This window comes from Saccharopolyspora elongata (assembly GCF_004348985.1).
Taxonomy (GTDB): domain Bacteria; phylum Actinomycetota; class Actinomycetes; order Mycobacteriales; family Pseudonocardiaceae; genus Saccharopolyspora; species Saccharopolyspora elongata.
In genome coordinates, this window is the sequence record NZ_SMKW01000023.1 from 57,676 (window position 1) to 83,081 (window position 25,406).

20 protein-coding genes are annotated in these 25,406 nt (G+C 71.6%); 4 read left to right on the forward strand and 16 right to left on the reverse strand.

Translation table 11 applies throughout. From position 1 onward, the window contains the following. Positions 1–398: 398 nt before the first annotated feature. Complete coding sequence (locus tag E1288_RS18670) at positions 399–2,147, reverse strand: AMP-binding protein (RefSeq protein WP_207954427.1); 1,749 nt, start codon at positions 2,145–2,147, stop codon at positions 399–401. Positions 2,148–2,348: 201 nt separating this feature from the next. Between E1288_RS18670 and E1288_RS18675 the strand changes: the two genes are divergently transcribed. Further along, positions 2,349–4,166: a glycoside hydrolase family 2 protein gene (locus tag E1288_RS18675; protein ID WP_132486774.1), complete on the forward strand. Its 1,818-nt coding sequence runs from the start codon at positions 2,349–2,351 to the stop codon at positions 4,164–4,166. A 165-nt stretch (positions 4,167–4,331) separates the two neighbouring features. Then, positions 4,332–5,354 (forward strand): aldose 1-epimerase family protein, encoded by a 1,023-nt coding sequence (locus tag E1288_RS18680; RefSeq protein WP_132486775.1) that lies wholly within the window; start codon positions 4,332–4,334, stop codon positions 5,352–5,354. A gap of 58 nt (positions 5,355–5,412) precedes the next feature. On the opposite strand, the gene E1288_RS18685 is transcribed toward E1288_RS18680, so the two are convergent. Then, on the reverse strand, positions 5,413–6,393 hold the full coding sequence (locus E1288_RS18685) for an ABC transporter substrate-binding protein (protein ID WP_132486777.1): 981 nt from the start codon (positions 6,391–6,393) through the stop codon (positions 5,413–5,415). A gap of 167 nt (positions 6,394–6,560) precedes the next feature. Here E1288_RS18685 and E1288_RS18690 point away from each other — a divergent pair, with 167 nt between their 5' ends. After that, a complete protein-coding gene (locus E1288_RS18690; protein WP_132486779.1) occupies positions 6,561–7,400 on the forward strand; it encodes an alpha/beta fold hydrolase in 840 nt (279 codons plus the stop codon). 15 nt (positions 7,401–7,415) lie between these two features. On the opposite strand, the gene E1288_RS18695 is transcribed toward E1288_RS18690, so the two are convergent. Then, the gene (locus tag E1288_RS18695) at positions 7,416–8,300 is read right to left on the reverse strand and encodes an alpha/beta hydrolase-fold protein (RefSeq protein WP_207954428.1); all 885 of its coding nucleotides are present in this window, start codon (positions 8,298–8,300) and stop codon (positions 7,416–7,418) included. Between the two features lie 445 nt (positions 8,301–8,745). On the opposite strand from E1288_RS18695, the gene E1288_RS18700 reads away from it, so the two are divergent. Further along, positions 8,746–10,290 (forward strand): acetolactate synthase large subunit, encoded by a 1,545-nt coding sequence (locus E1288_RS18700; protein WP_132486781.1) that lies wholly within the window; start codon positions 8,746–8,748, stop codon positions 10,288–10,290. Positions 10,291–10,733: 443 nt separating this feature from the next. Here E1288_RS18700 and E1288_RS18705 read toward each other — a convergent pair whose 3' ends face one another. From E1288_RS18705 to E1288_RS18765, 13 genes are all read right to left on the reverse strand, one after another. After that, positions 10,734–11,384 carry a LuxR C-terminal-related transcriptional regulator gene (locus E1288_RS18705; protein WP_132486783.1) on the reverse strand — a complete coding sequence of 217 codons (651 nt, stop codon included), beginning with the start codon at positions 11,382–11,384 and terminating at the stop codon, positions 10,734–10,736. Between the two features lie 18 nt (positions 11,385–11,402). After that, positions 11,403–11,981 (reverse strand): sensor histidine kinase, encoded by a 579-nt coding sequence (locus E1288_RS18710; protein ID WP_132486785.1) that lies wholly within the window; start codon positions 11,979–11,981, stop codon positions 11,403–11,405. A 242-nt stretch (positions 11,982–12,223) separates the two neighbouring features. Then, entirely contained in the window at positions 12,224–13,348 is a 1,125-nt protein-coding gene (locus E1288_RS18715; RefSeq protein ID WP_132486787.1) for a glycosyltransferase, read from the reverse strand. Then, the gene (locus tag E1288_RS18720; protein WP_132486789.1) at positions 13,345–14,013 is read right to left on the reverse strand and encodes a LuxR C-terminal-related transcriptional regulator; all 669 of its coding nucleotides are present in this window, start codon (positions 14,011–14,013) and stop codon (positions 13,345–13,347) included. The genes E1288_RS18715 and E1288_RS18720 overlap by 4 nt, the downstream gene beginning before the upstream one ends. 135 nt (positions 14,014–14,148) lie before the next feature. Then, positions 14,149–15,504 carry a glycosyltransferase family 2 protein gene (locus tag E1288_RS18725; protein ID WP_132486791.1) on the reverse strand — a complete coding sequence of 452 codons (1,356 nt, stop codon included), beginning with the start codon at positions 15,502–15,504 and terminating at the stop codon, positions 14,149–14,151. A 27-nt stretch (positions 15,505–15,531) separates the two neighbouring features. After that, complete coding sequence (locus E1288_RS18730) at positions 15,532–16,740, reverse strand: glycosyl hydrolase family 18 protein (RefSeq protein WP_132486793.1); 1,209 nt, start codon at positions 16,738–16,740, stop codon at positions 15,532–15,534. A gap of 12 nt (positions 16,741–16,752) precedes the next feature. Further along, the gene (locus E1288_RS18735; RefSeq protein ID WP_132486795.1) at positions 16,753–17,727 is read right to left on the reverse strand and encodes an NAD-dependent epimerase/dehydratase family protein; all 975 of its coding nucleotides are present in this window, start codon (positions 17,725–17,727) and stop codon (positions 16,753–16,755) included. Next, positions 17,727–18,839, reverse strand: a complete 1,113-nt coding sequence (locus E1288_RS18740; RefSeq protein WP_132486797.1) for a glycosyltransferase — start codon at positions 18,837–18,839, stop codon at positions 17,727–17,729. Before E1288_RS18740 ends, E1288_RS18735 begins: the two co-directional genes overlap by 1 nt. Positions 18,840–18,865: 26 nt before the next feature. Further along, positions 18,866–20,191, reverse strand: coding sequence for a sugar transferase (locus E1288_RS18745; RefSeq protein ID WP_235883648.1), 1,326 nt, complete (start codon positions 20,189–20,191; stop codon positions 18,866–18,868). After that, the gene (locus E1288_RS18750) at positions 20,188–21,411 is read right to left on the reverse strand and encodes an NAD(P)-binding domain-containing protein (protein ID WP_132486799.1); all 1,224 of its coding nucleotides are present in this window, start codon (positions 21,409–21,411) and stop codon (positions 20,188–20,190) included. Before E1288_RS18750 ends, E1288_RS18745 begins: the two co-directional genes overlap by 4 nt. Continuing rightward, positions 21,408–22,718: a carboxylate--amine ligase gene (locus E1288_RS18755; protein WP_235883649.1), complete on the reverse strand. Its 1,311-nt coding sequence runs from the start codon at positions 22,716–22,718 to the stop codon at positions 21,408–21,410. Before E1288_RS18755 ends, E1288_RS18750 begins: the two co-directional genes overlap by 4 nt. A gap of 15 nt (positions 22,719–22,733) precedes the next feature. Further along, entirely contained in the window at positions 22,734–24,080 is a 1,347-nt protein-coding gene (locus tag E1288_RS18760; RefSeq protein ID WP_132486801.1) for a nucleotide sugar dehydrogenase, read from the reverse strand. 318 nt (positions 24,081–24,398) lie between these two features. Further along, complete coding sequence (locus E1288_RS18765) at positions 24,399–25,139, reverse strand: polysaccharide deacetylase family protein (protein WP_132486803.1); 741 nt, start codon at positions 25,137–25,139, stop codon at positions 24,399–24,401. Between the last annotated feature and the right edge of the window lie 267 nt (positions 25,140–25,406).

A 25,406-nucleotide genomic window follows, 5' to 3' on the forward strand; every position in this document is an offset into this window, starting at 1 on the left:
CCTGCGCCGATTCGGCGCATTTCGAGGGACGCAACGATCACGCGAGTGCAGAATGTCAGCGATCTGTGTATACTGACGCCCGCTTTGCCTTACCACAACAACTGCAAATTACACAACCGCGATTCCCGTCAAAATTATGAAGACTGGGCAGCGTGGCGGTTGACTTTTTCTCTTTTCATTGAGTTCATCGCGGCGCGGAGCACAGATGTTACGGTGCCCACCTCACGCATGCGAGCCATTTTTCCGCGCCGGACCCGGCCCCCGGCCGCCGCCCTCCCCCATCAGGCATGCTTCACGCTCCCCCCGCCCGGGACGATCGGCGGAAGGTTCCTCGCCGCATCGGCCCTGGGGAAGTGTGGCACGCGCCCCCGAGGCGTGCCACCGCAGCAACGCCCGGCTCAGCCCTTCAGCTCGGGGAAGTCCTCTTCGCGGAATTCGCGGTTCTCACCGCCGGGTCCGTCACCGGACCCACCGCCGGACCGGTGCAGTTCATCCTCCCGGCCGCGCAGTTCGACGCGGCGGATCTTGCCGGAGATCGTCTTCGGCAGCTCGTAGAACTCCAGCCGCCGCACCCGCTTGTAAGGGGCCAGGTGCTCGCGCGCGAAGCGCAGGATCGACAGCGCCGTCTCCCGCGTCGGCTCGTGCTGCCCGGCCAGCACCACGTACGCCTTCGGCACCGCGAGCCGGATCGGGTCCGGCGACGGCACCACCGCCGCCTCGGCCACCGCCTCGTGCTCCAGCAGGACGCTCTCCAGCTCGAACGGCGAGATCCGGTAGTCGGAGGCCTTGAACACGTCGTCGGTGCGCCCGACGTAGGTGATGTAGCCGTCAGCGTCCCGCGATCCGACGTCACCGGTGTGGTAGTGCCCGCCGCGGGTCACCTCGGCGGTGCGCTCGGTGTCGTCGGCGTAGCCGGTCATCAGCCCGACCGGGCGCGGCTGCAGCGCCAGGCAGATCTCGCCCTCCTCGGCGGGTTCCCCGGTGACCGGGTCGAGCAGCGTCACCTCGAAGCCGGGCAGCGGGCGGCCCATCGAGCCCGGCCGGACCGGCTGCCCGGGCGTGTTGGCGACCTGCACGCTGGTCTCGGTCTGGCCGAAGCCGTCCCGGATGGTCACCGACCAGGCGCGCCGCACCTGCTCGATGATCTCCGGGTTCAGCGGCTCGCCTGCACCGACCACTTTGGACGGTGGCGTAGTCAGGGTGCCGAGGTCGGCCTGGATGAGCATCCGCCAGACCGTCGGCGGCGCGCAGAAGCTGGTGACGCCGCAGCGCTGCATCTGCGCCATCAGCCCGGCCGCGTCGAACCGGGTGTAGTTGTAGATGAACACCGTCGCCTCGGCGTTCCACGGCGCGAAGACGTTGCTCCACGCGTGCTTCGCCCACCCCGGCGAGGAGATGTTCAGGTGCACGTCGCCCGGCTCCAGCCCGATCCAGTACATGGTCGAGAGGTGGCCGATCGGGTAGGACACGTGGGTGTGCTCGACCAGCTTCGGCTTCGCCGTGGTGCCGGAGGTGAAGTAGAGCAGCATCGGGTCCTCGGCGCGGGTGGGGCCGTCCGGGGCGAACTCCGCGTCGGCCGCCGAACTGTCCGCATAGGACTCCCAGCCCGGCACCGGGTCGCCGACCGCGATGCGGGTGTAGTCGCCGGGCACGTCGGCGAACTTCGCCGCGTCGGCCGCGGTGGTGACCACGTGCCGGGCCCGGCCGCGGTCGATCCGGTCGCGCAGGTCGGCCGGCCCGAGCAGCGGGGTCGCCGGGATGATCACCGCGCCCAGCTTCATCGCGGCCAGGATCGTCTCCCACAGCTCGACCTGGTTGCCCAGCATCAGCACCAGCCGGTCGCCGCGGGACACACCGAGCCCGCGCAGCCAGTTGGCGACCTGGTTCGAACGGCGCGTCATGGCGCGGAAGGTCACCTGGTGCTCGCTGCCGTCGGCGTCGACGATCCACAGCGCGATGCCGTCGCGGCGCTCGCCGATCGTGTCGAACCAGTCCAGCGCCCAGTTGAACTCGGCCGGCTTCGGCCACTCGAAATCGCGGCGAGCGGTGTCGTAGTCCTCGCGGTGCCGCAGCAAGAAGTCCCGGGCGGTGCGGAACACCTCCGTCGCGGTGCCTTGCTGGGCTGAGGAATGACCGGTCACGTGCACACCCTCCTGGACTCGGCTGATTCACCCGATCACTTGAGCGGGCCAACAACGTAACCTCATGCGCCCTACCGATCCACGGCGCTTGCGCCGATTTGCGGGCGCTCTTTCGGCCGCGTTGACTGTGCGTGCGTTCATGGTCATTGTTGTCGGTTAATGGTGATTGCTTTTCGCCTTCTTCGGCAAGTCGGTCTGGAGGCAATCGTGCTGCTGCGCGCCCTGCTGCTCACCACGCTGTTGGCCACCGCCTCCGGGATTCCCGCGACCGCCGCCGTGGCCGCCGATCCCTGGCGCCCGAAACCGCCACCGCTGGCCACGCCGTGGACCGACGAGGTCGGCCCGGACAACGCCCTCCCCGAGTACCCGCGCCCGCAGCTGACCCGCGAGCGCTGGCTGAACCTCAACGGATTGTGGTCCTACGGCGGCGGATCGACCCCGCCGGCCGCGGCGACCGAGCAGATCCTGGTGCCCTTCCCTCCGGAGTCCGGGCTCTCCGGCATCCAGCGCCACGACGACCACATGCTGTACCGGCGGACCTTCGAGGTGCCGCCGGACTGGTCGGGGCACCGGCTGCTGCTGCACTTCGGCGCGGTGGACCAGAAGGCCGAGGTGTCGGTCAACGGCCGGACCGTCGCGGTGCACGAGGGCGGCTACACCGGGTTCAGCGCCGACATCACCGACGCGCTGCGCCCCGGCGCGAAGCAGGAACTCGCGGTGGCCGTCGAGGACCGAAACGACGCCAACCCGTACCCGGTGGGCAAGCAGCGCAACAAGGCGGGCGGGATCCTCTACACCGGCGCGTCCGGGATCTGGCAGACCGTCTGGCTCGAACCGGTGCCCGAGGCGCACATCGCCAAGCTCGACATCACCCCGGATCTGCGCGGTTTCGACCTGACCGCGCGCACCTCCGCGCGCGCCGGGCAACGGATCGAGGCGGTCGCCTTCGACGCCGAGGGCCGCGAGGTGGGGCGCGCCGACGGACCTGCCGACACGGCTCTGCGGCTGGCGATGGCCGATCCGCACCTGTGGACACCCGACGACCCCTACCTCTACGGCCTCACGGTCCGGCTGGTCGGCGCCGACGGGCGCACCGTCGACGAGGTCGGCAGCTACGCCGGGTTGCGCACCATCGAGCTGGTCGACGACTCGCAGGGGCGGCCGCGGATGGCGCTCAACGGCCGGATCCTGTTCCAGCACGGTCCGCTGGACCAGGGCTACTGGCCGGACGGGATCTACACCGCGCCCACCGACGAGGCGCTGCGGTTCGACCTCGCCGAGACCAAGCGGCTCGGGTTCAACATGGTGCGCAAGCACGTGAAGGTCGAGCCGGCCCGCTGGTACTACTGGACGGACCGGCTGGGCCTGCTGGTGTGGCAGGACATGCCGTCGCTGCCGATCGACCTCGCCGACCCGCCCGGCAGTAACCCGCCGCCCGGCGCGGAAGCCCGCGCGCACTTCCGCGACGAGCTCACCGCCATGATCGACCAGCTGCGCAGCGTCCCGTCCATCGTGGCCTGGGTGCCGTTCAACGAGGGCTGGGGCGAGTTCGACACGGCCGAGATCGCCGAGCTGGTCCGGCGCACCGACCCGACCCGGCTGGTCAACGCCAACAGCGGGGTGAACTGCTGTTACTCGCTGCCGGACAGCCGCGCGGGCGACATCTACGACGACCACACCTACGTCGGCCCCGGCAGCCCGGAGGTGCGCGGCGAGCGGGCGTCGGTGGACGGCGAGTACGGCGGGCTGGGGCTGGTCGAGGAGGGCCACCTGTGGCCCGGCGAGCCCGGCGCGTACGAGATGACCAACAGCCGCGCCGAGCTGACCGACCGCTACGCCGAGGTCAGCGGCGACCTGGCCCGCATCGTCTCGGCCAACGGCCTGTCCGCGGCGATCTACACCCAGACCACGGACGTGGAGAACGAGGTGAACGGCTTCTTCACCTACGACCGCCGGATCCTCAAGCCCAACCCGGACGTGGTCCGCGCCCGCAACCAGGCGGTGATCGACGCCGGCACGCCCTGACGACTGGCGACCCGGTCGGCCACCGGCCACAGTGGATGGCGATCACGACCGTTGATCGGAGCTCGGCCACATCACCCGGGACCGGCGCGATTTCGCGAGAAATCGACCGTCACCCGGGTGAACGTCGATTTCTCGCGGAATCGCGCACTCCCCAGGAGGTCCAGGATGCGACGTTTCAGCCGGCGGGCCGCGCTCGCCACCGCTGCCGGTGCGACCACCGCCGCCGCGCTCGGCGGCAGCGCCACCGCGCAGTCGGCCGATCCCGGCGGCGGCCGGTGGACGGCGAACGGGCGGCTGTACGAGATCCGCTCCGGGCGGCAGCGGGCCGTGATCGCCGGGGTGTCGGCGACGCTGCTGTCGTGGCAGGCCGACGGCGTCGAAATGCTGCTGACGCACCCGGCCGACGAAGTCGGCGAGGGCTACCAGGGCAAGACGATCCTGCCCTGGCCCAACCGGATCGACCACGGCCGCTACACCTTCGGCGGCGAGGAGCTGCAGGTCCCGATCAACGAGCCGGAGCGGGACACGGCGCTGCACGGGCTGATGAGCTTCGTGGAGTGGCAGCCCGTGCGGCACCGCGCCGACGGCGTCGTCCTGGAGTACGTGCTGCCGCCGGACTACGGCTACCCGTTCCGGCTGGCGTTCCGGATCGAGTACGAAGTGGACGCCACCGGAGTGCGAAGCACGTTGAGCGCCAAGAACATCGGCGACACCGCGGCCCCGTTCGGCACCGCCAACCACACCTACCTCGGCGCCGGCGGGGACCGCATCGACGACATCGTCTTCGAGCTGCCCGCCGACACCTACTACGTCGTCGACGACCGGCTGATCCCCACCGGCACCGCCCCGGTCGAGGGCACCGACTACGACTTCCGGTCGCCGCGCCCGATCGGAGCGACCGAAATGGACACCGCGTTCACCGGGCTCAGCCGCGGCGCCGACGGCGGCGCGGTGGTGCGGTTCGCCCGCCCGGACGGCGTGACCGCCGAGCTCTGGGTCGACCGCACGCACGGCTACCTGCAGGTCTACACCGACGACAGCCCGGCGACCGACCGCCCGGGGCGGGCCGGGATCACCGTGGAGCCGATGACGTGCGCGCCGAACGCGTTCGTCACCGGCGACGGCCTGATCACCCTGCGGCCGGGCGCGATCCACCGCGGCACCTGGGGCTACCGCATCGCGGGCTGATCGGGTCGTGAGTGCGCAACCGGGCTGGAACCCGGTTGCGCACTCACGACTCCTGCACTCAGGCCGGAGCCACGCCGTAGGCCCCGGCCAGGTCGTCGAGGACCAGGTTGGCGGCCTGCACGCCGATGCCCGACATCCAGGTCTCGTCGGGAACCGGGAACACCCGGTCGTTGCGGACCGCGTTCATCCGGGTCCACAGCGCGCTGGATTCCACGGCCTTCTGCTGGGTCTTCTCCGGCGACACCGCGGTGGTGACGAAAACGGTGTCCGCGTCGGCCATGTCGATGAGCTCGGGGCTGATCTCGTTGTCGAACTCGTCGGCGTTCTGCGACGGCGGCCGGGCCATCCCGGCGTCGGCGAGGACCACGCCCGAGAAGTTCGACTTCTGGTAGAGCCGGATCTTGCCCGCCATGAAGCGGGTCACCGACACCGTCGGGGCGGTGCCACCGTTCTTGGCGATGATCGCGTCGCCGATCCGCTTCGCCCGGGCCTCGTAGGCCTGCAGCGCGGCCTGCGCCTCGGCCTCCTTGCCGAGCGCCGCGGCGTGCATGGCGAGGTTCTGCTTCCAGGGGAAGCCGGTCGTCTCGGTCATCACCGTCGGCGCGATCCGGGCCAGCTGGTCGTAGAGGGCGTCGTGGCGGACCCTGCTGGTGAGGATCAGGTCCGGCTTGAGCGAGGCGATCAGCTCCAGCTTCGGCGAGTCCGACGGGCCGACCAGGGCGGTGTCGCCGAGCTTGTCCCGCAGGTAGGCCGGAAACGCCTCGCCGGTGGACAGGTGCGGCGGGATCGCCGCGACCGGCGTGATCCCCAGCAGCGTCACCGAATCCAGTTCGGCGGTGTCGAGCACGACCACGCGCTCCGGCTTCTTCGGGATGGTCACCTCGCCCTTGGCGGTGGCTATGGTCCGCGGGAAGCCCGTTCCCGGTTCGGCGGCCGGGGCGGCACCGTTCGGCGCGGCACCGCCGCAGGCCGCGGTCAGCGCGACCAGCCCGGCGGCGACCAGTGCGCCCGCGGTGCGCACGATTCGTCGTTGGCGCATCTGGGTTTCCTCTCGATCGGGGTTGAACGTCGACACCGCCGACGCGCCCCCCGCGACCGGCGAAACCGCACGAACCTTAATTAGGCAAGCCTTCCCTGATCAAGGAGGTGTGTTTCTTGTCCCGCTGCTCTATGATCCGCCGTTCGGCGCACCAGTAGAGTGACCGGGTGGCCGAGTACATCCAGATCCCGACTCCCGCCGGGAAGTTCGACGCCCTGGCCGCCGGTCCCGAGGACGGCCGCCCGGTGCTGCTGCTGCACGGCTTCCCGGAGGCCGCGGTGCAGTGGAGCGAGCAGCTCTCGGTGCTCGGCGGCGCGGAGTGCTTCGCGGTCGCGCCGGACCAGCGCGGCTACTCCCCCGGCGTGCGGCCCGAGAAGGTCTCCGACTACCGGCTGGAGGAGCTCGTCGGCGACGTGCTGGCCATCGCCGAGCACTTCGGCTGGGATCGCTTCGACCTGGTCGGCCACGACTGGGGCGCGATCGTCGCCTGGGCGACGGCGGCGGAGCACCCGGACCGCGTCCGCACCCTGACGGCGGTGTCGGTGCCGCACCTGGACCCGTTCGGCGAGGCCATGCGCACCGACGAGGACCAGCACCAGCGGTCGGCGTACATGCAGCTGTACCGGTCCTCCACCGCCGAGAAGACCCTGCTCGCCGACAACGCCAAGAAGCTGCGGCAGATCTACTACCCGGGCGTGCCCCAGCACCACGTCGACGACTACGTGCAGCGGTTCACCGAACCGGGCGCGTTGACGGCGGCGCTGAACTGGTACCGCGCGCACCGCTTCGAGAAACACAAGATCGGCCCGATCACCGTGCCTACGCTGTACGTCTGGAGCACCGAGGACACCGCGATCGGCTCGACGGCGGCGCTGGTCACGGGCGACCACGTCACCGGGCCCTACCGGTTCGAGATGCTGGAGGACGTTTCGCACTGGATCCCGGAGGAGGCCCCGGACACCCTCACCCGCCTGCTCCTCCAGCACCTGGTGGCCCACCAGGCGTGACGGGCCCGCGGGCGCTCAGTCCGCGGCGGGCAGGGCGTCGGCGAGGAACCGGACGAACTCGGTGCCGACCGCCTCGAACACCGCGCCCTCGTGTCCGCCGGGCAGGTAGGTGACCACCGGGGTGTTCGGGTACCGCTCGATCAGCTGGTCGATGCCGTCCAGGAACGGGTCCGAGTCGCCGGTCCACACGCCGACCGGCACGCCGCCGAGGTCGCCGAGGCGGCGCAACGGGTCCGCGGCCAGCCACTCCTCCTCGGTGGCGAAGGCCTCCTTCTCCCGCATGCCCTCCCAGCTCACCTGCAGCGCGGGCGCGACCTCCCCGACCGCGGCGACCGGGTGACCCGCCAGGTTGCGGTCCGCTGCGTAGTTCAGCGCGCCGAAGCCGCCGGTGGAGATGCCCGCCACGGCGAACGGCAGGCCGTCGGCGTCGCCCAGGCCGCGCTCGCGCAGCCAGCGCGGCAGCTCCTCCTGGAGCATGGCGGCGAGGTCGCCGTTGGCCGATCCGTCGTTCCAGTACGGGTTGTAGCCGCCGTCGAGGACGGCGAAGCCGAACGCCGGGATCGTGCCTTCGCGGTGCAGCCGCTCGAGCGAGGCCAGCGTGTCGTACGGGATCGGGGTGGGCTGGACGCCGTCGCGGCCGTGCAGGTAGAGCACGATCGGCAGGTCCTCGGTGGATTCGAGGCCGCGCGGGTAGGCGAGGTAGAGCTCCACCGGGACGCTGCGGTGCTCGGAGTGCACGTACTCCGTGCGGATGACCGGCATGTCCTGTTCGGACAGTGCGGGCTCGACGACCGGCGCCGGTGACGGCACGTCCGCAATCGGCGGCGCTGCGCAACCGGACAGACCCGCGACCAGCAGCACCGGCATCAGCAAGCGCCGGGAGATCCGCCCGCGAGCCACGCCACCTCCACCGTCCGGTTGGTCCGGTTCACCAGCCTAACCGCGTTCGTCGCTTGCCCGGCCCGCGGGTGACGGAGAGCATGGCACCCGAGATCCGTCCACGCGGACGGCAGCGAGATGCTTGGAGGAGTTAACTAGTCGCGGTTCAATTGACCGCATTTGATCAGAGCTGGAGAGATCGAGTAGGGTGCCAAGTGTCGGGATGTTCCCGATAACGGCCCGTTTCAAACTCAGGGATCACACGTATCGGTCTAGGCCGGTGCGTCACCGTTCGTGCGGGGTTCCCTGAAGAAGGAGCGGAACCGTAGTCACCTCCGCAAGTTGCGGATAGGGTGGCCGATCGGCTGAGACTGCCCAGCCTGGACTCCAGCCGTGCTTTTGGTACGGCGGAGAGCGAAATGTCCTACTCAGACAGCTACCGACAACAAGTAGGAAGCAGTGGCACGTGAAGGGTTCCGAGAGCCTGCTGGCCACGGCGACCGCGGCCGGCGTCCAGGTCTGCTTCGCCAACCCCGGCACCACCGAGATCCCACTCGTCGAAGCGTTCGACCAAGTCCCCGGCGTGCGCGCGGTGCTCGCGCTGTCCGAGGGCGTGGTGACCGGCGCCGCCGACGGCTACGCGCGCATGACGGGCGTTCCCGCGATGACCCTGCTGCACCTCGGACCGGGGTTCGCCAACGGGATCGCGAACCTGCACAACGCGCGCCGCGCCCGCACGCCCATGATCAACATCATCGGTGAGCACGCCTCCTGGCACCAGCCCGCCGACGCCCCGCTGGCCAGCGACATCGAGTCGCTGGCCCGGCCGGTGTCGGGCTGGGTCGGCCGCACCACCTCGCCGGCCTCGGCCGCCGGCGAGTTCGCCGAGGCCTACCGGGCGACGCTCGGGCAGCGCCTGCCCGCCACGCTCATCGCCGCCGCCGACCACATGTGGAGCCAGGGCGGCGAGCCCGCCGCCGTCCCGGCCGCATCGGCGAGGCCCGCGGTCGACGACCAGCAGATCGCCGCGATCGCGAAGCTGCTAGCCGGCGGGAGCGGCCGGACCGCGCTGCTGCTGGGCGGGCACGCACTGAGCGCCGAAGGCATCCGCACCGCCGCGCGGATCGTGGCGACCACGGGCGGCGAAGTGCTGGTCGAGCGCTCGCCCGCGCGCATCGAGCGCGGCCCGGGCATCCCTGCCGTGCGGTCGCTGCCGTACTTCCCGGAAGACGTTCTCCGTTCCCTCGAAGGGTTTTCGCACCTGGTGCTGGTCGGCGCGCGGACCCCCGTGGCGTTCTTCGGCTACCGGGGCATGCCGAGCTTCCCGCTGCCCAACGACCTCAAGGTGCGCACCCTGGCCGACACCGACCAGGACGCCGTCGAGGCGCTGCGCGCGCTGGCCGACGCGACCGGCAGCGCGGCGGCCGAAGTGCCGAGCACCGAGCGTCCGCAGGCGCAGGCCCCGGCGGGGCCGTTGACGGCGGCGAGCATCGCGGCGGCGATCGTGCTCACCCAGCCCGAGCACGCGATCGTGGTGAACGAGGGCATTTCCTCCGGGGCGGCGTACCCGGCGATCGCCGCCGCCGCGCCGCCGCACACCGAGCTGACCAACACCGGCGGCGCGATCGGCATGGGCATGCCGGCGGCCACCGGCGCCGCGGTGGCCTGCCCGGACCGGGCGGTGATCAACTTCCAGGCGGACGGCAGCGCCGCCTACACCGTCCAGGCACTGTGGACGCAAGCCCGCGAGGGCCTCGACGTCACCACGGTGATCTGCGCGAACTCCCGTTACGGGATCCTGGAAGCCGAGCTGCGGCGCGCGGGCGTCGCCGAGCCCGGCGCGGCGGCGGCGAGCATGACCAGCCTCGCGGAGCCTTCGATGGACTGGACGGCGATGGCGAGCGGTTTCGGCGTGCCAAGCAGCCGGGCGGCCACGGGCGAAGAACTGCTCGCGGCGCTCCGCAAGGCGCACGCCGAACCGGGCCCCCACCTGATCGAAGCCGTGCTGTGAAACGGCGATCCCATTTGCGGTTTTCCAACCTCAATTTGCGTGGCGGTGCGGGTAGTGGAACCTCAGAGGCTCCCCTGGTCTGTGGGTGCCCTGACTTATGTATGTCCAATACACGGCGTCAGGGCCGTCCTCGCCGAGGGAACCCCGGAGGGGTGGGCACCGTGAACCCGCGGCGTCGCAAGTGTCGTAGGTGGGCTATGCGCCTGCGGCGCATGCGACACCCTATCGACGTGCAGCTTTGCGACCCGCGACTGCGGGCCGACCAGGATTGAAAGCGTTCAGAGAGTCCCGTCCACTCTGACCAACGCTCGCGGCGGCGTGCGCGGCTCGTGAGTGCTGGTGGTCGTTAGGGCGACCACCAGCACTCACGGAGTACCGGGCGCGGGAACTGACCGTGAGTCCCTTCGGCCCCCAATCCAAAGGGACTCACGGACCCCCAGTGATCAGCCCGCGACGGGCATCCGCTCGTCGTCGAGCAAGCCGTGGCGCATCGCGAACGAGGCCGCCTCCAGCCGGGAGTGCACGCCCAGCTTCGTCAGCACCGACTGCACGTGCGTGCGCACCGTCGTCGGCGCCACCCCGAGCTGCTTCGCCATCGCCGTCGTGTGCGCGCCTTCGACGAGCATCCGCAGGCATTGCCGTTCCCGCGCGGTCAAGTGCGATGCGAGCCGCCGGGCGTCCGTGGTGCCCGCCAGGCGCGGTGCCCGCGCCGCCGCCAGTTCGACGACGACCTCGCCGTCCATGACCCCGCGGATCGCCCCGGCCAGCACCGACAGCCCGCACATCTTGTTCACGTATCCCGCCGCGCCCCTGGCCAGGGCGTCGCGCATGCCCTGCACGTCGCCGTCCGCGGTGAGCACCAGGACCCTGGTGCTTCCGCCCGCGTCGAGGATCTCGCCGATGACGTCGAGCGCGTCGCCGTCGCCGAAGTACCGGTCCAGCAGGCAGATGTCCGGCCGGTGCTCCCGGACCACCCCGACCACCCCGGCCACGTTGTCGGCGGTCCCGACGATGCGGCAGCCGTGCCGCGGCAGCGTCGCTGCCAGCGCGTCGACGAAGATCGCGTGATCGTCGCCGAGTACCAGATCGACCATGTTCGGCATTCCCCCCGCTCAGGCCGCGCAGCCGGACGGGAACACCAGCAGCGCGCGGGTGCCCCCGCCTGGTGCCGGCTCGATCCGCAGGTCGGATCCGCAGCGCTGCGCCAGCGCCAGCACGATGCCCAGCCCGAGCGACGACGATCCGCGCGGCCCGCGGCCGAACCCCGGCCCGTCGTCGGTGATCTCGATCCGCACCCCGCCGGGCTCGGCGCGGCGCACCGCCACCTCGACCCGGCCGCCGCTCCCGGCGGCGCGCACCGCGTTGTCCAGCAGGTTCGACGCCATCCGCCACAGCAGCGTCTCGTCGGTGCGCAGCCGGACGTCCTCGTCCGCACACAGGGTGATCTCGGCCGTCCCGGACAGCGATTTCACCGCGACGAGCTGGGCCAGCAGGTCGCGCGGCGCGAAGGTCTCCTCGCTGCGCTGCGCGGCTCGCAGGTCCACCAGTTCCAGCAGCCGGTCCAGCTCCAGTTCCATCAGCTGCAGCCGGTGCGCCGCGTCACCCGGCAGCGCCGGGTCGGTGCGCAGGCCGTCCGCGAGGTAGGACAGCGTCGCAAGACCGTGCCCGAGATCGTGCAGCAGGCTGTGCAACTCCGCGCCACCTCGCGACGTCGCCCTCCGCTGGCGCCCGCGCGATATCGCCGTATCGGTAATCGTGTGCACCTCGACTCCTCTCCCCCAACGGCAGTCTTGTGCTATCCGGCAAATCGGATGCCGCGCGCGCAGCGTTGCAGTTGCTGCGAAAAGAGGAGGGTGACTACTCCACGTGCAGCAGATGCCCGAGGTCCAGGCACGCGGAAGTACTGTTCCCGCGGTAACCCGGCTACCGTCGGTTACCGGGCTCCGTACGCTTCGACGAGCGCTCCGGCCAGCGCCTCGATGCGGTGGCAGCCGTCCACCCTGGCGCGCGCCGCCGCGGCGAGCCGGTCGGCGACGCCGGGCGAGTCCAGCAGGTGCGCGATCGCCGCGGCCAGCAGTTCGGGCCGCCCGGGCGGCACCAGCAGCCCGGTCTCGCCGGGCACCACCACGTCGCCGACCGCGTTGACGGCGGTGGCCACCACCGGCACGCCGCACACCATCGCCTCGACGATCGCCAGCGGCAGCCCCTCGTACCGGCTGGGCAGCGCGAACACGTCGAACGCGGGCAGCAGCTCCGCGACGTCGTCGCGCTCGCCCGCCAGCACCACGCGGACGCCGCTCGCGGCGACGCAGGCGCGCATCGGCTCGGCCAGCTCGCCGTCGCCGATCCACACCCCCACCACGCCGGGCCGGTTCAGCGCGCGCAGCGCCGCGACGAAGTCCTCCGGCGCTTTCTGGTAGGTCAGCCGCCCCACCGCGCCGACCACGACGTCGCTCGGCGCCAGCCCCAGCCGCTGCCGGGCGCGCCTCCTGGCCCGCGCGGTGCGCGTCGGCACGTCGTGGTCGACGGCCACCCCGGTGGTGCGGATGCGGTCCGGGGCGAGCAGCCCGCGCCGCAGCGCCTCGACCGCCACGCCGCTGCCCACGCACAGCGCGAGGTCGGTGATCCGGCCGAGGCCGCGTTCGATCTCGACGTAGGCGCGCCGCCGCAATCCGCTCTGGAACTCGTGGAACCCGAATCCGTGGTAGGTGTGCACGATCCGCCCGACGCCGGCGCGGTGCGCAGCGATGCGGCCCAGCGCACCGGCCTTGGAGCAGTGCGTGTGCACGACGTCGAAGTGGCGCCGCCTCAGCAGAGTCGTCAGGCGGTGCAGGGCGAGCAGGTCGTGGCCCGGCGAGATCGGCGCGCGCAGCGCGGGTTCGACGATCACCTCCAGCCCGGCGGCCTCCGCGTCGGGCAGCAGGCCGCCGGACCCGGTGATCACCGCGACCTGGTGGGCGGCCGGGTCCAGCGCCTTCGCCCCGCGCAGCGCCAGCACTCCGGCACCGCCCGCCAAGCGGGTGATCACCGTGGCCACCCGCAGCGGCCCGGCGGTCACGGTTCGCCGTCCGGCTCACCGCGCAGGCCCGCCGCACGGGCGACGCTGACCGCCTCCAGCTGGCTGTGCACCCGGAGCTTGGCCAGGATGCTGCGCGTGTGCGTGCGGACCGTTTCGGTGGAGATCAGCAGTTCCCCGGCGATCTGCGCGCCCCGCTTGCCGGCGACCATGCCGGCGAGCACGTCCCGCTCGCGGTCGCTGAGCGCGTCCAGCGGGCCGTTGCGCTGCCCCGCCCGCACGACGTCCTCGCGCAGTTCGCGCAGCACCGGGCCGAGCAGGTCCGGCGGGTACCAGCTCTGCCCGCGCCGCACGCCGCGCAACACCTCGGTCAGGCGTTCGATCCCCCGTTCCTTCGGCACCCACGCGGCCGCGCCGTCCCGGGCGGCTTCGACGGCCTTCCGGACGTCGCGAATCCCGGTCAGCACGACCACTTCCGCGGCCGGCCGGACCTCCTGCAGGCGCCGCACCAGGCGCCCGGCACCGGCCGGCTCCAAGTCGAGCGTGATCACGTCCGGCCGGGACTGCCGCACCAGATCGGGCAGCCGCGGGTCGCCGGTCGGGCAGTGCCCCACGACCCACAGGTCGGGCACCTCGGCCAGCCGGGCGCTGAGCGCCTCGGCCAGCATGAGGTGGTCATCCACCATGAGCAGCCGCACCACGTCCACGCCCCCCAGCCTGACCGCCCCGGACCGACCGGGCCTCCTCCAATCGCACGAATGCACCCTCCCGCACCCGCATGGCGGTCTGACGGGTGACGTTCACCTTTTCCCCGCACAACGGGGAAAAAGGCCCTTCACGTCTCATCGCGTCGGTGCCGTGCTCGGCGCGGCCGGGCCGACGGAGCGGCGATCCGGGCTGCGCCACCGGCCGGACGAACTGGACAGCCAGGCCGAGGGGATCGCGTACAGCGCGATGCCCGCGTCCAGCACCCGCAGCGCCAGGAAGAAGCCGGCGAACAGCAGGAACCTCGGCTGCCGGTGCAGCACGGCGACGATGCAGGTGAGCAGCAGATCCGGGATCACCACGCCGAAAAGCAGCGTCTCCAGCGACGCGAACCCGGCGACGAAGTCGTGCGCCTCGTTCACCACCGGTATCGCTAGCACGCCGTCGAACACGGCGGGCACGACGAGCACCAGAGCCACCAACGGCAGCAGCACCAGCATGAGGCTGCTCGCCAGCATCTCCAGCAGCAGCAACGCCAGCATCGCGGTGAACAGGTTGGTCCGCGGCGGGTGCCGCCGGACCGTCTGCCACAGGCCCAGCGCCCAGCGCTTGCACTGCTTCACGTAGTCCCCGAAGCTGCTCGGGTCCTGCGTGGTCGCCACCGCCGACGGCGTGAAACCGACCTTGCCGAGCCGCTTCTGGTACACCTCGAAGGTCATGTTGAAGTCCTCGATGACCAGCCCCGGCGGGTTGACCTCGATGCGCGGCAGCACCTCGGTGCGGTACATGCTGGCGAAGCCGGGCACGATGTGGGTCGCGTTGACCCGCCGCCAGGTCTGGCCGAACTTCAGCAGGTACTGCGTCATGGTGTAGATCCGCTGCCGGTGGAAGGCCACCAGCTTGCCGACCGGCCCGAGCGCGCGGTCCCGCCACGAGGTCCGGACGCAGCCCGCCACCGCCACCACCCCGGGATCGTCGAACAGCGGCAGCGCCGCCCGGAAGTACCCGGGCTCGACGTGCGTGTCGGCGTCCAGCAGCATCACGACCCCGAAGCGGTCGACCAGCCCGAACCGGCGGATCGCCTCCTGCAGCGCGCCGGCCTTGCCGACGTTGCGGGTCGTGCTGATCACGTTCACCCCGGTCGCCTCCGCGAGTTCCACGGTGCGGTCGGTCGAACCATCGGAGACCACGTGCACGTTCTCCGGCGGCACCAGGGCGGTGATCGCCCGGATGCTGTCGACGATGACGCGTTCCTCGTTGTGCGCGGCCATCAGCACGGCCACGTCGGCCACGCCCAGCCGCACCGGGCGGGCGCGCCGGCGCTGGACGCGGTGGCGCCCCACCAGGAAGTCCTGCTCCGGCGAGGCCACCCCGCCCCGCTGCCGCCACCAGCGCCGCGTCGAGCTCTCGAGCAGGCGCATCAGCCCGATCAGGCCCCACAGCGTGAAGTTGGTCCCGAACACCGCGATGGCCAGCACCCACCAGGGAATCATCCGAATCCTCCACAGCGGACCGGCCGCTCAACTGTCCAGCGGAAGGCTGTGCTGCAGCTCCCGCCAGGTCTCGGTGTCCTCGTAGCCGAACATCCACAGGTAGACCCCGCGGATGCCGGAGCCGCGCGCCGCCTCGAACTTCGCCTTGGAGCTGGCGGCGTTCTCGAACCACACCTCGTGCTCCCGGCCCTGGGCGTCGGTGTAGCGGAACCACGGCGACTGGGTCGGCGCGTCGTAGCCGACCTTCGCCCGGTGCTCGGTGGCCAGCTGGAACGCCTTCAGCCAGGTCACCGCCGTGCCGTGGCCGTCCACCCAGTCGTAGCCGTACAGCGGCACGCCGAGCACGACGCGCTCCGGCGGGATCTGGCTCTTGGCGTAGTCCAGCGTTTCCCGCACCCAGGCGATCGGCGCCACCGGCCCCGGATCCGAGGTCGCCCAGTGGAAGTCGTAGCCCATCAGCCGGACCTCGTCGGCGGCCCGGCCGATCGCGGCGTAGTCCTGCGCCACGTTGCGCTCGTCGTAGCCGGCGTCGGTGGCCTTCGCGAAGACCGCGACCGACAGCGTCTTGTCCTCGTCGTCCATCGCCTTGCCCAGCTCGGTGACGAAGTCGCTGAACACCTGCCGGTCGCCGGCGCGCAGGTTCTCGTAGTCGATGTCGATGCCCGCGTAGTCCTCGCGCTTGACCAGCTCGACGATCTGGGCGATGTGGTCGCGCCGCTTCGCCGGGTCGTGCAGCATCCGGGCGACCGGCTCGTAGGCCCAGATGCCGTCGGTGATGTTGGCGATCGACGGCACGATCGGGACGTCGGCCTCGCGCAGCTGCTCGATCCGCCTGGCGACCTCGGCGGTCTGCTCCGGCGGGTACTGGTTGGTCAGCCCGCCGTCCTGCCCCACCCCGTACATCCAGGGCGAGACCTCGTTGACCGCCTTCTGGTTCTGCACCACCATCGACGTGCCGTTGTCGAAGTTCCAGAACGGCAGCGACGCGACGACCAGCGAGCCGGCCTGCGGCGGCGCGCCGCGCGGCGACACCGTCACCACGACCACCAGCACCGCCACCGCGATCAGCGCCAGGAACCACAGGGAGCCGCCGAGGTTCCGGAAGGTCCGGGTGCGGTGAACCGCGGCCGGACGGTCCGAAGTGGACCTCCTGCGCCCATCGCCGCGCTGCCGCGCGTTCCCCGCGGGCCGGACCCACTCGACGAGCCAGTGCTTCTTCTCAGTGCTCTGCTTCATCACGTTCTCGCCTCAAGCAGTCACGGCCTGTCCGGCCCGCATCTGTTCGTCGATCACATCTCGGACGATGTCGTCCAGCGTGCGCTGCGGCTGGAAGCCGATCAGCTCCAGCGCACGGGTGCAGTCCGGCACCCGTCGCTGCATGTCCTCGTGGTCCGGCCCGTACGCCACCTCGTAGGGCACGTGGACGGTGCCGCTGGACGAACCGGTCATCGCGATGATCCGGTCCGCGAGCTCCTCGATGGTCACCTGCTCGGTGCTGCCGAGGTTGATCGCCATGCCCTCCGCGCCGTCCAGCTGCACCAGCCGCACCAGCGCGGGCACCACGTCGGCCACGTGGCAGAAGCAGCGGATCTGCTTGCCGGTGCCGAAGATCGTCACCGGCCGCCCCTGCAACGCCTGCGCGACCAGCCGCGGGATGACCATGCCGTAGCGGCCGCTCTGCCGCGGTCCGACGGTGTTGAACAGCCGCACGATCACCGCGCGCAGCCCGAGCTCCCGCACGTAGTTGAAGGTGATGCTCTCGTCGATGGCCTTGGCCTCGGAGTAGGTCCAGCGGGCCTTCAGCGGCGAGCCGATGATCCGGTCGTCGCCCTCGGACAGCCCGATCTTGCCGTTCTTGCCGTAGATCTCGCTGGTGGAGGCGACCAGCACCCGCGCGCCGTGCCGCAGGGCGGCGTCCAGCACGTTCTCGGTGCCGTGGACGTTGGTCAGCAGCCCCTGCAGGGTGCGTTCCTGGATGACGAACGCCCCGACCGCGGCGGCCAGGTGGAACACCACGTCCGCGCCCGCCATCGCCTCGTCCACCAGGGAGGCGTCCAGGATGGTGCCCGGGATCATCCGCAGGTTCGGGTCGCCGACCGGCAGGTTCGCGGTCCGGCCGGTGCTGAGGTCGTCGAGCCCGACCACCTCGTGGCCGTCCGCGAGCAGCCGTTCGACCAGGTGCGAGCCGATGAAACCGGCGGCGCCGGTGACCAGTGCGCGCATCACGGCCTCCCCGCGGGCACCGCGTTGCCGCGCCGCTGCCACAGCCGGGTGTACAGGTCGTCGATGCGGTCGGTGACGGCCTCGATGCCGTAGGCCCGGCGGATCGCGGGCTCGTCGGCGCGCGGCCGGGCCGCCAGGATCTCGGAGGCGATCTCCGCGCGCATCCGCTCCGCGTTGCCGGGCACCTGACGGGCCCGGTCCGTCTCGATGCCTTCCAGGGCCGGGCAGGTGGTGTAGAGCACCGGGATGCCGTTGGCCATCGCCTCCAGCACCGACAGGCCGAAGGTCTCCTGCTCGGAGGAGGCGATGAACAGGTCCAGCGCGGACAGCATCGCGGCGACGTCGTGCCGCTGCCCGGCGAAGATCACGTGCTCGGCGACGCCGTGCTCGCGGGCCAGCGCCTCCAGCCGCGGCCGGTCCGGCCCGTCGCCGACGATCAGCAGCTTGGTCTCCTGGCCCAGCATCGGGGCCATCGCGTCGATCACCAGGTTGAAGCGCTTGTTCGGGTCCAGGCGCCCGAGCACGCCGACCACGTAGGCGCCGTCGCCGATCCCGTGCTCGAGGCGCACCCGGGCGCGCGCGGCCCCGTCGAACTCGACCCGGCCGAAGTCGACGCCGTTGGGGATGACGGTGATCTTGCGCGCCGGCATGCCCCAGTTGCGCAGCCGCTCGGCGACGGTGTCGGACACCGCGATCGTGGCGTCCGAGCACAGGTCGGTGCCCAGGTAGAGCGCCCGCACCCCGAGCGTCATGCGGCGGCGTTCCAGGTGGGTCTCACCGATGGAGTGCTCGGTGGAGACCACCACCTTGGTGCCGGCCAGCCGGGCCGCGAGCCGCCCGTACACGCACGCCCGGTACAGGTGGGTGTGCACCACGTCGTAGCCGCCGTCGCGGATCACCTCGCGCAGCCGCAGCACGGCGCCGATCTGCGTGTTGCGGGTCATGCCGAGATCGCGCACCCGCACCCCGTCGCCGGTGATCATCCCGGCCACGTCGCCCGGGTTGTACAGCGAGACCACGTCCGCGTCGTGCCTGGTGTGCTGCAGGATCGACCGCAGCTGCAGCTCGGCTCCGCCGACGCCGAGCCCGGTGATCACGTGCAATACCTTCATCACGTTCCCCTCTTCGGATTTCCAGGTCATTTCCCGCTCCGGTGCGCGCGCCGGAGGCCGGCCCGCAGGACGATCCCGGCCGTCCTGGCCACGATCACCGCGTCCCACCACGGCGACCAGTACTCGATGTACTGGTTGTCGAACCGCGCCCGGTCCGGGATGGAGGTGTCCCCGTGCAGGCCCTGCACCTGCGCCCAGCCGGTCATGCCGCCGCGCACCCGGTGCCGGTCCGCGTAGCGCGGGATCTCGCGGCCGAAGCGCACCGCGTAGTAGGGCCGCTCCGGGCGCGGCCCGACCAGCGACATGTCGCCGCGCAGGACGTTGATCAGCTGCGGCAGCTCGTCGAGGTGCGTGCCGCGCAGCCAGTGGCCGAGCGCGGTGCACTGGTCGGCGGTCACCGCCCAGGTCTGCCCGAGGTCGCCGTCGATGGTGCGGAGCTTGATGACTTCGCTGATCCGGCCGGCCCGCGTCACCCGGAACTGGCGGAAGAACGCCCGGTCCCGGCCGCCGAGCGCGACCAGCGCGGTCAGCACCAGCAGCAGCGGCCCGAACACCAGCAGCATCAGTCCACTGAGGACGACGTCGGTGCCGCGCTTGACCAGCTCGCCCGCCCGGCCGTGCCCGAAGCGGCGCAACGGGATCAGCGGCACGCCCCAGATCTCGTCCAGCCCGGCGCGCGGCAGCGCCATGCCCAGCTCGTGCAGGCGCGGCACGACGCACACGTCCGCGGGCAGCGGGCGGGCGGCCCGGATCGCGGTGACCAGATCCGGGCCGTCGCCGCACACCAGCACCCGCGTGATGCGTTGTGCGGCAACGACTTCCGCCAGCTCGCCGGGCCGTTCCAGCAGTCGCGGCCGCAGCCCGAACTCGGGGTGCTCCGCGGCCATCTCGGCGATCTCCGCGGCCACCCGGTCCGATCCGACGATCAGCGTCGGCTCGCCCAGGATTCCGCGCCGGTACCCGCCGCGCAGCACCGCGTACAGGCCGCCGCGCGCCACGGCCAGGCCCGCGAACGCCGAGGCGCCGGTCAGGAGCACGGCGCCACCGGGCAGCCACGGCAGCAGCACCACCAATGGCGCCGCCGCCGCGACCGCGAGTTGCGGCAGCTGGTCCGACACCCGCAGGCAGATCCGCAGCCGGTGCTGGCCCTGCGCGGCCAGCCCGGCGAACGCCGCCAGCGCGTACCCCGCGTCGAGCAGCCAGTTCGCCCCGGCGACCGGGATCAGCAGCACCAGCGCGACGAGGTCGACCGCGGGCAGCACCCAGCCCCCGACCTGCCGCCGCACCTGCAGCCCAGGATTGCCGGCCGCGAGCGGCCACGGCTGCGCGACGGCGGGGTCGGTCATGCTCATCCGGCACCTCCGACGGCGATCGGGCGAGCCGTGGTCGCGACGAGCCGGTCGGTGATCATCCGCACCGCGTAGTCGGCGCCGTAGACGAACCGCATGACCGGACCGTGGCTAGGCGCCACCAGCGGCCCGGCGAAGTACAGGCCCGGCACCGACGACTCGAAGTCGCGGCCGACGCGCGGCGTGGCGTCGATGGTGCGGATCGCCGCGCGCAGCCCGGGCGAGAGCATCGGCAGCCTGCTGAGGTCCGGCGGGTAGCCGGTGGCGCTGATGACGTGGTCCGCGGTGAACTCGCGGACCCCGCCGCCGACCCGCACCCCGATCCGGACCTGGTCCCCGGTGGCCTTGGCCCAGTCCAGCCGGTGCCCGACGTGCACCGGGAAGCGTCCTTCGACCCGCTCCCGCAGCCACCAGCCGCCGGCCGGCCCGAGCGCGGTGCGCGCCCGGTAGATCCGGGTCGAGCGCGGCAGGTGCCGGAACAGCTTCGGGTGCTCGGAGTAGAACCAGGTCGACAGGCCCGAGCCCAGCCCGGCCTCCGGCTCGCGCATCCGGTTCCACAGTGGACGATCGGGCAGCAGCGGCTTGCCGTTCCACGCGATGCCCGGCGCACGCGCCACCAGCCGCGCGTTGGCACCGCTTTCGTGCAGCAGCGCCGCGGTCTCCAGCGCCGACTGCCCGGCGCCCAGGACGATCACGTCCTGACCGTCGAAGCCGCTCAGGTCGTCGTGCACCGAGCTGTGCGTGGAGATCTCGGCGGGCAGGTCCGCGAGCACGCCCGGAACTCGCGCGAAGTACTCCACGCCGACCGCGACGACCACCTGGCTCGCCTCGACGCGCTCCCCATCCGAGAGCGTCAGCTCGAAGCGCCCCGGCCGCTGCTCGATGCCGGCGACCAGCTGCTCCTCCACGTCCAGGCCGCGGCCCTGCTGGAACCACTCGCCGTACTCGACGAAGTTCTCCAGCGACACCGGGATGCCGTAGTCCGCGTAGCGGCGCCCGGTCTCCAGGCAGAAGTTGCGCAGCGTGTGGGTGCCGTCCGGGTCGGACAGGTTCGACGCGAAGCCCTGCGACTTCAGGTACATGCCGCGTGGCATGTGCGCGCGCCACAGGTTCATCGGCAACCCGAACTGCCGGAAGGACAGGCCGGTCCGACGCAGGTGTGCGGCCAGCGACAGGCCGTACGGCCCGGCGCCGACGATGGCCACATCGACGAGATCGCTCATCTGTACTCCTCGAACAGCCGCTTCTGGCGGCGTCTTGTCGACTTGCCCGGTGCGCAGTTGCGCCCGGGGACGTACTCGGGCCGGTGCAGCTCCGGATGGCGGGTCCGGCGACGCCACGGCCGGGCCACCACCCGGCAGGCCATCCAGAGCCACATCAGCAAGAACGGCAGCAGGTCGTCGCGCGCGAACCAGGCGGTCTCGTCCACGCCGCGCACCGATGACGCCCACGACCGCAACCCGAGCTCGCCGCGCCGCCAGTACCGCACCGCGGCGATCGGGTCGTAGTTCTCCACCAGGAAGCGGCGGCCGACCGGCTGCCGGCCGGCCGGGATCCGCTGCCCGGAGAGGTCCAGGTAGGACGCGAGCGCGACGTCCATCCCCGCGCTGTCGCGGAAGAGCCGGAACTGGGCGCCCAGCCGCGGGTTGAAGTCCAGCAGCTTGTAGCGCCGGTCGCGGGCGTCCCAACGGAAGTCCAGGTCCACGATGCCGTTGAACGCCAGCCGCTCCAGCAGCTTCGTGGCCTCCCCCTGCAGCTCCTCGTTCTCGGCGCAGGCGCCGAGGCTGGTCAGCCCGGCGTGCGCCGGGTAGGAGCGCTCCTTGACGCCGGTGAAGGCCGGCAGGCACACCGCGGCGGCGTCGCAGTAGCCGTGGAAGAACCAGTCATCGCCGGGCCCGCCCGGGATGAACTCCTGCAGCATCAGCCCGCCGACCGCGGCCTTCCCGCAGCGCTCGTAGAGCGCGGCCAGCTCCTCGGCGTCGCCCACGATCGTGGTGCTGCGCACCTTGCCCTTCGTCGTGACCCACGGCTCGGCGAGCTTCGCCACCAGCGGATATCCCACCCGGGCGGCGAAATCCTGCGCCTCGTCCCAGCTGCCGACCAGGCACGCGGCCGCGCACGGCACGTCCAGCTGCCTGCACAGCTCGTACATCGAGTACTTCCCGGCCAGCCGGCGCGGCAGGTCCCGCGGCGGCTGGGCGAAGTGGAAGTACGGGCGCAGCGGATCGCCGTGCTCGGCCAGGAAGATCGCGCCCGCGTCGTCGGTTGGGATCAGCACCGACGGCCGGCCGATCCGGTCGGCGAGCTCCGCCAGCCCGGTGAGCAGCTCGTCGGTATCCGCCGGGTCCGGGCTCCACAGCCAGCGCCCGCGCAAGTAGCGGGAATGCGCCGCCGGGGCGAGGGAATCCTCCTGCACCGCGTACACCGGGACCCCGACCCGGCCGAGGCTGCGGATCACCCCGAGCCCGCCGTGGTGCAGGACGTTCGGGTCGAGCTTGAAGACGACCGCGGGCATGGACGTGTCGAACACCGGCGCCCACCCCCCTCAGAGCACGCGCCGGTGCGGCACGGCGTCGAACTGGTAGGTCGCGTCGAGCACCTGCGGGCACTCCCGCGCCCAGCCGTAGTCGACGCCGGGGTGCACGGTGTGCAGCACCGCGACGTCCCAGTCGCGGCCGTGCGGCGCCGGCTCGCTGGTCATCCGGGTGCCGTCCGGCAGGGTGATCTCCGGCAGCAGCGGGTCGAAGTAGTGCACGTCGATCCCGATCCGCCGCAGCCCGGCGAGGATCGGCAACGCGGGCGACTCGCGGAGGTCCCGCACGCCCGCCTTGTAGCTGACCCCGGCGACCAGCACCCGGGCACCCGCGTGGTCGAGGCCCGCCTCGGCGAGCAGCTCCACCACCCGCTGCACCACCTGGCCCGGCCGCCGGTCGATCGACCGCATCGCCTGCTCGATGACCGGCGTCGAAAGTCCCTGCTGCCCCAGCTGCCATAGCAGGTAGTGCGGGTCACACGGGATGCAGTGCCCGCCGACGCCCGGCCCCGGGAAGCTGCCCAGGAACCCGTACGGCTTGGTGCCGGCGGCGATGGTCACCTCGATCGGGTCCAGGCCCAGCACCGCGCACGCGTCGGCCATCTCGTTGGCCAGCGCCAGGTTCACGGCGCGGAAGATGTTCTCGTAGAGCTTGGTCAGCTCGGCGGCCTCCGGCGAGCTGACCAAGTACACCGAATCGGTCATCCGCCGGACGACCTCGGCGGCCCGCTCGGCGCACTCCGCCGTGGCACCGCCGACGACGCGCGGCGTTTCCCGCTGCACGTGGTCGAAGTTGCCGGGGTCGATGCGCTCCGGGCTGAACGCCACGTGCACGTCGGTGCCTACCTGCAGGCCGCGCTGCGCCAGCGGCTCGACCAGTAGCTGCCGGGTGGTGCCGGCGAACGTCGTCGAGGTCAGGATGATCACCTGGCCGCGGCGCGCGAAGGACACCACTGTCTCGCACGCCGCCCGCAAGGCGGTCAGGTCCGGCTTGTGCGCGGCGTCCACCGGCGTCGGCACGCACACGATCACGGCGTCCGCGTCGGCGAGCACCGACGGATCGCAGGACAGCTCCAGCATGCCCGCGGCCAGCGACGCCGACAGCGCGCGCCGCTCCGGCTCGGGCAGATCCACCTCGCCGGTCTTGATGGCCCGCAGCCGGTCCTCGCTGATGTCGAAGCCGGTGACCTGCGCAGTCGGTGATTGCAGGGCGCACGCGGTGGGCAGGCCGACGTAGCCCAGCCCGACGACGACCACCGACTCGGCTCGTTCGGGCCGCCGCGGTTCGAACGCGATCAGCCGGTCCGCCAACAGGCGTTCGCGGCCGTTGACCGCCAAGGCGAGCGGATGTTCAGTCACGGTTCCTCCCCCAGTTCGCCGTGCTGCTGGAAGAACCCTCGCATCCGATTACCGGCCGGTTCTCCTACAGCGGGGGGAGCGCGTTTACCGAATCAGGACGAGCCCGCGCGATCTTTCCCGGCGAAACCCCTTCCGCCCCAACGAAACCTGCACGATCGGGGCGTCACCCGTTCGCGGGGCGGGGTGGAGTCAACGGCCTGATCGCTGCGCTAGACGGGACGAACGGGCCGTTCACCTCGCCCGCACGATCCGGGTCGGACGCAGGCGCACGCACCCCGACAGCGGAGGTCGCGCCAGGAGAAGGGGTTCCGGGCTGGATCAGCGGTTGGCCGTCAGCGCGTGGCGCAGGCGCTTGGCCAGCAGCCGCAGCCCGCCGTCCCGGTCACCCACGTAGGTGCGCGGCAGGGCGTGCCGTCCGGAGACCGGGGAACGCCAGATGGCGCAGGCGTAGTCGTAGCCGGCTGCCTCGACCGTGTTCCGCACCCGCAGGTCGACGTCGCCGTACGGGTAGCAGAACCCGCCGACGTCCTGGCCGGTGAGGTCGCGCAGCCGCTCCCGGCTCTCGGCGATCTCGACGAGCAGCTCCTCATCGTCCAATTCGGACATCTGCTGGTGCAGCATCCCGTGCGAGCCGACCTCCAGGCCGGCCGCCGCGATCCCGCGGACCTCCTCCGCGGTCACCAGCCGCTTGCGCGGTCCATCGGCGTCCCAGGCGTTGTGCCCGCCGAGCCGCCCGGCGATCACGAAGACGGTCGCGGTGCAGCCGTACTTCTCCAGCGACGGCCGTACATTGTGGACGAAGTCGGTGTAGCCGTCGTCGAAGGTCAGCCCGACCAGGCCGCTGGCGTCCCCCTCCTGGCGCGCCTGCATCAGCTCGCGCATCGACACCCCGCGCAGCCCGTTGCGGCGCAGCCAGCGCAACTGCCGTTCGAAGCGCTGCGGATCGACCGTCACCAGGTACGGGTCGCGGGAGTAGGTGGCCACCGAGTGGTACATCAGGACGTACGGGAACGGGCGCTCGGTCTCGCTCCGGGCCCACCTGGTAACGGTCTGCGTCATGGCGTCGCCGCTTTCCTCGGCAGCAGTTCCTGCCAACGTAAGGACGCCGTACCCCATCCGGATCCGTCCGCTGCGGTAAGCCCGCTACCCCACTCGTACGATCCTCACCCGAAGGGCCCGCGATTTCGCGAGCAATTCACCACCACCCGGGTGAACACCGATTTCTCGCGAAATCACGCGCCACCCGAGCCTGCCGACAACGGAGCGTCACTACCTTCGCCACCCGGGTGAACGTGGCGTTTTCGCGCGAAAACGGCACTCGCCACG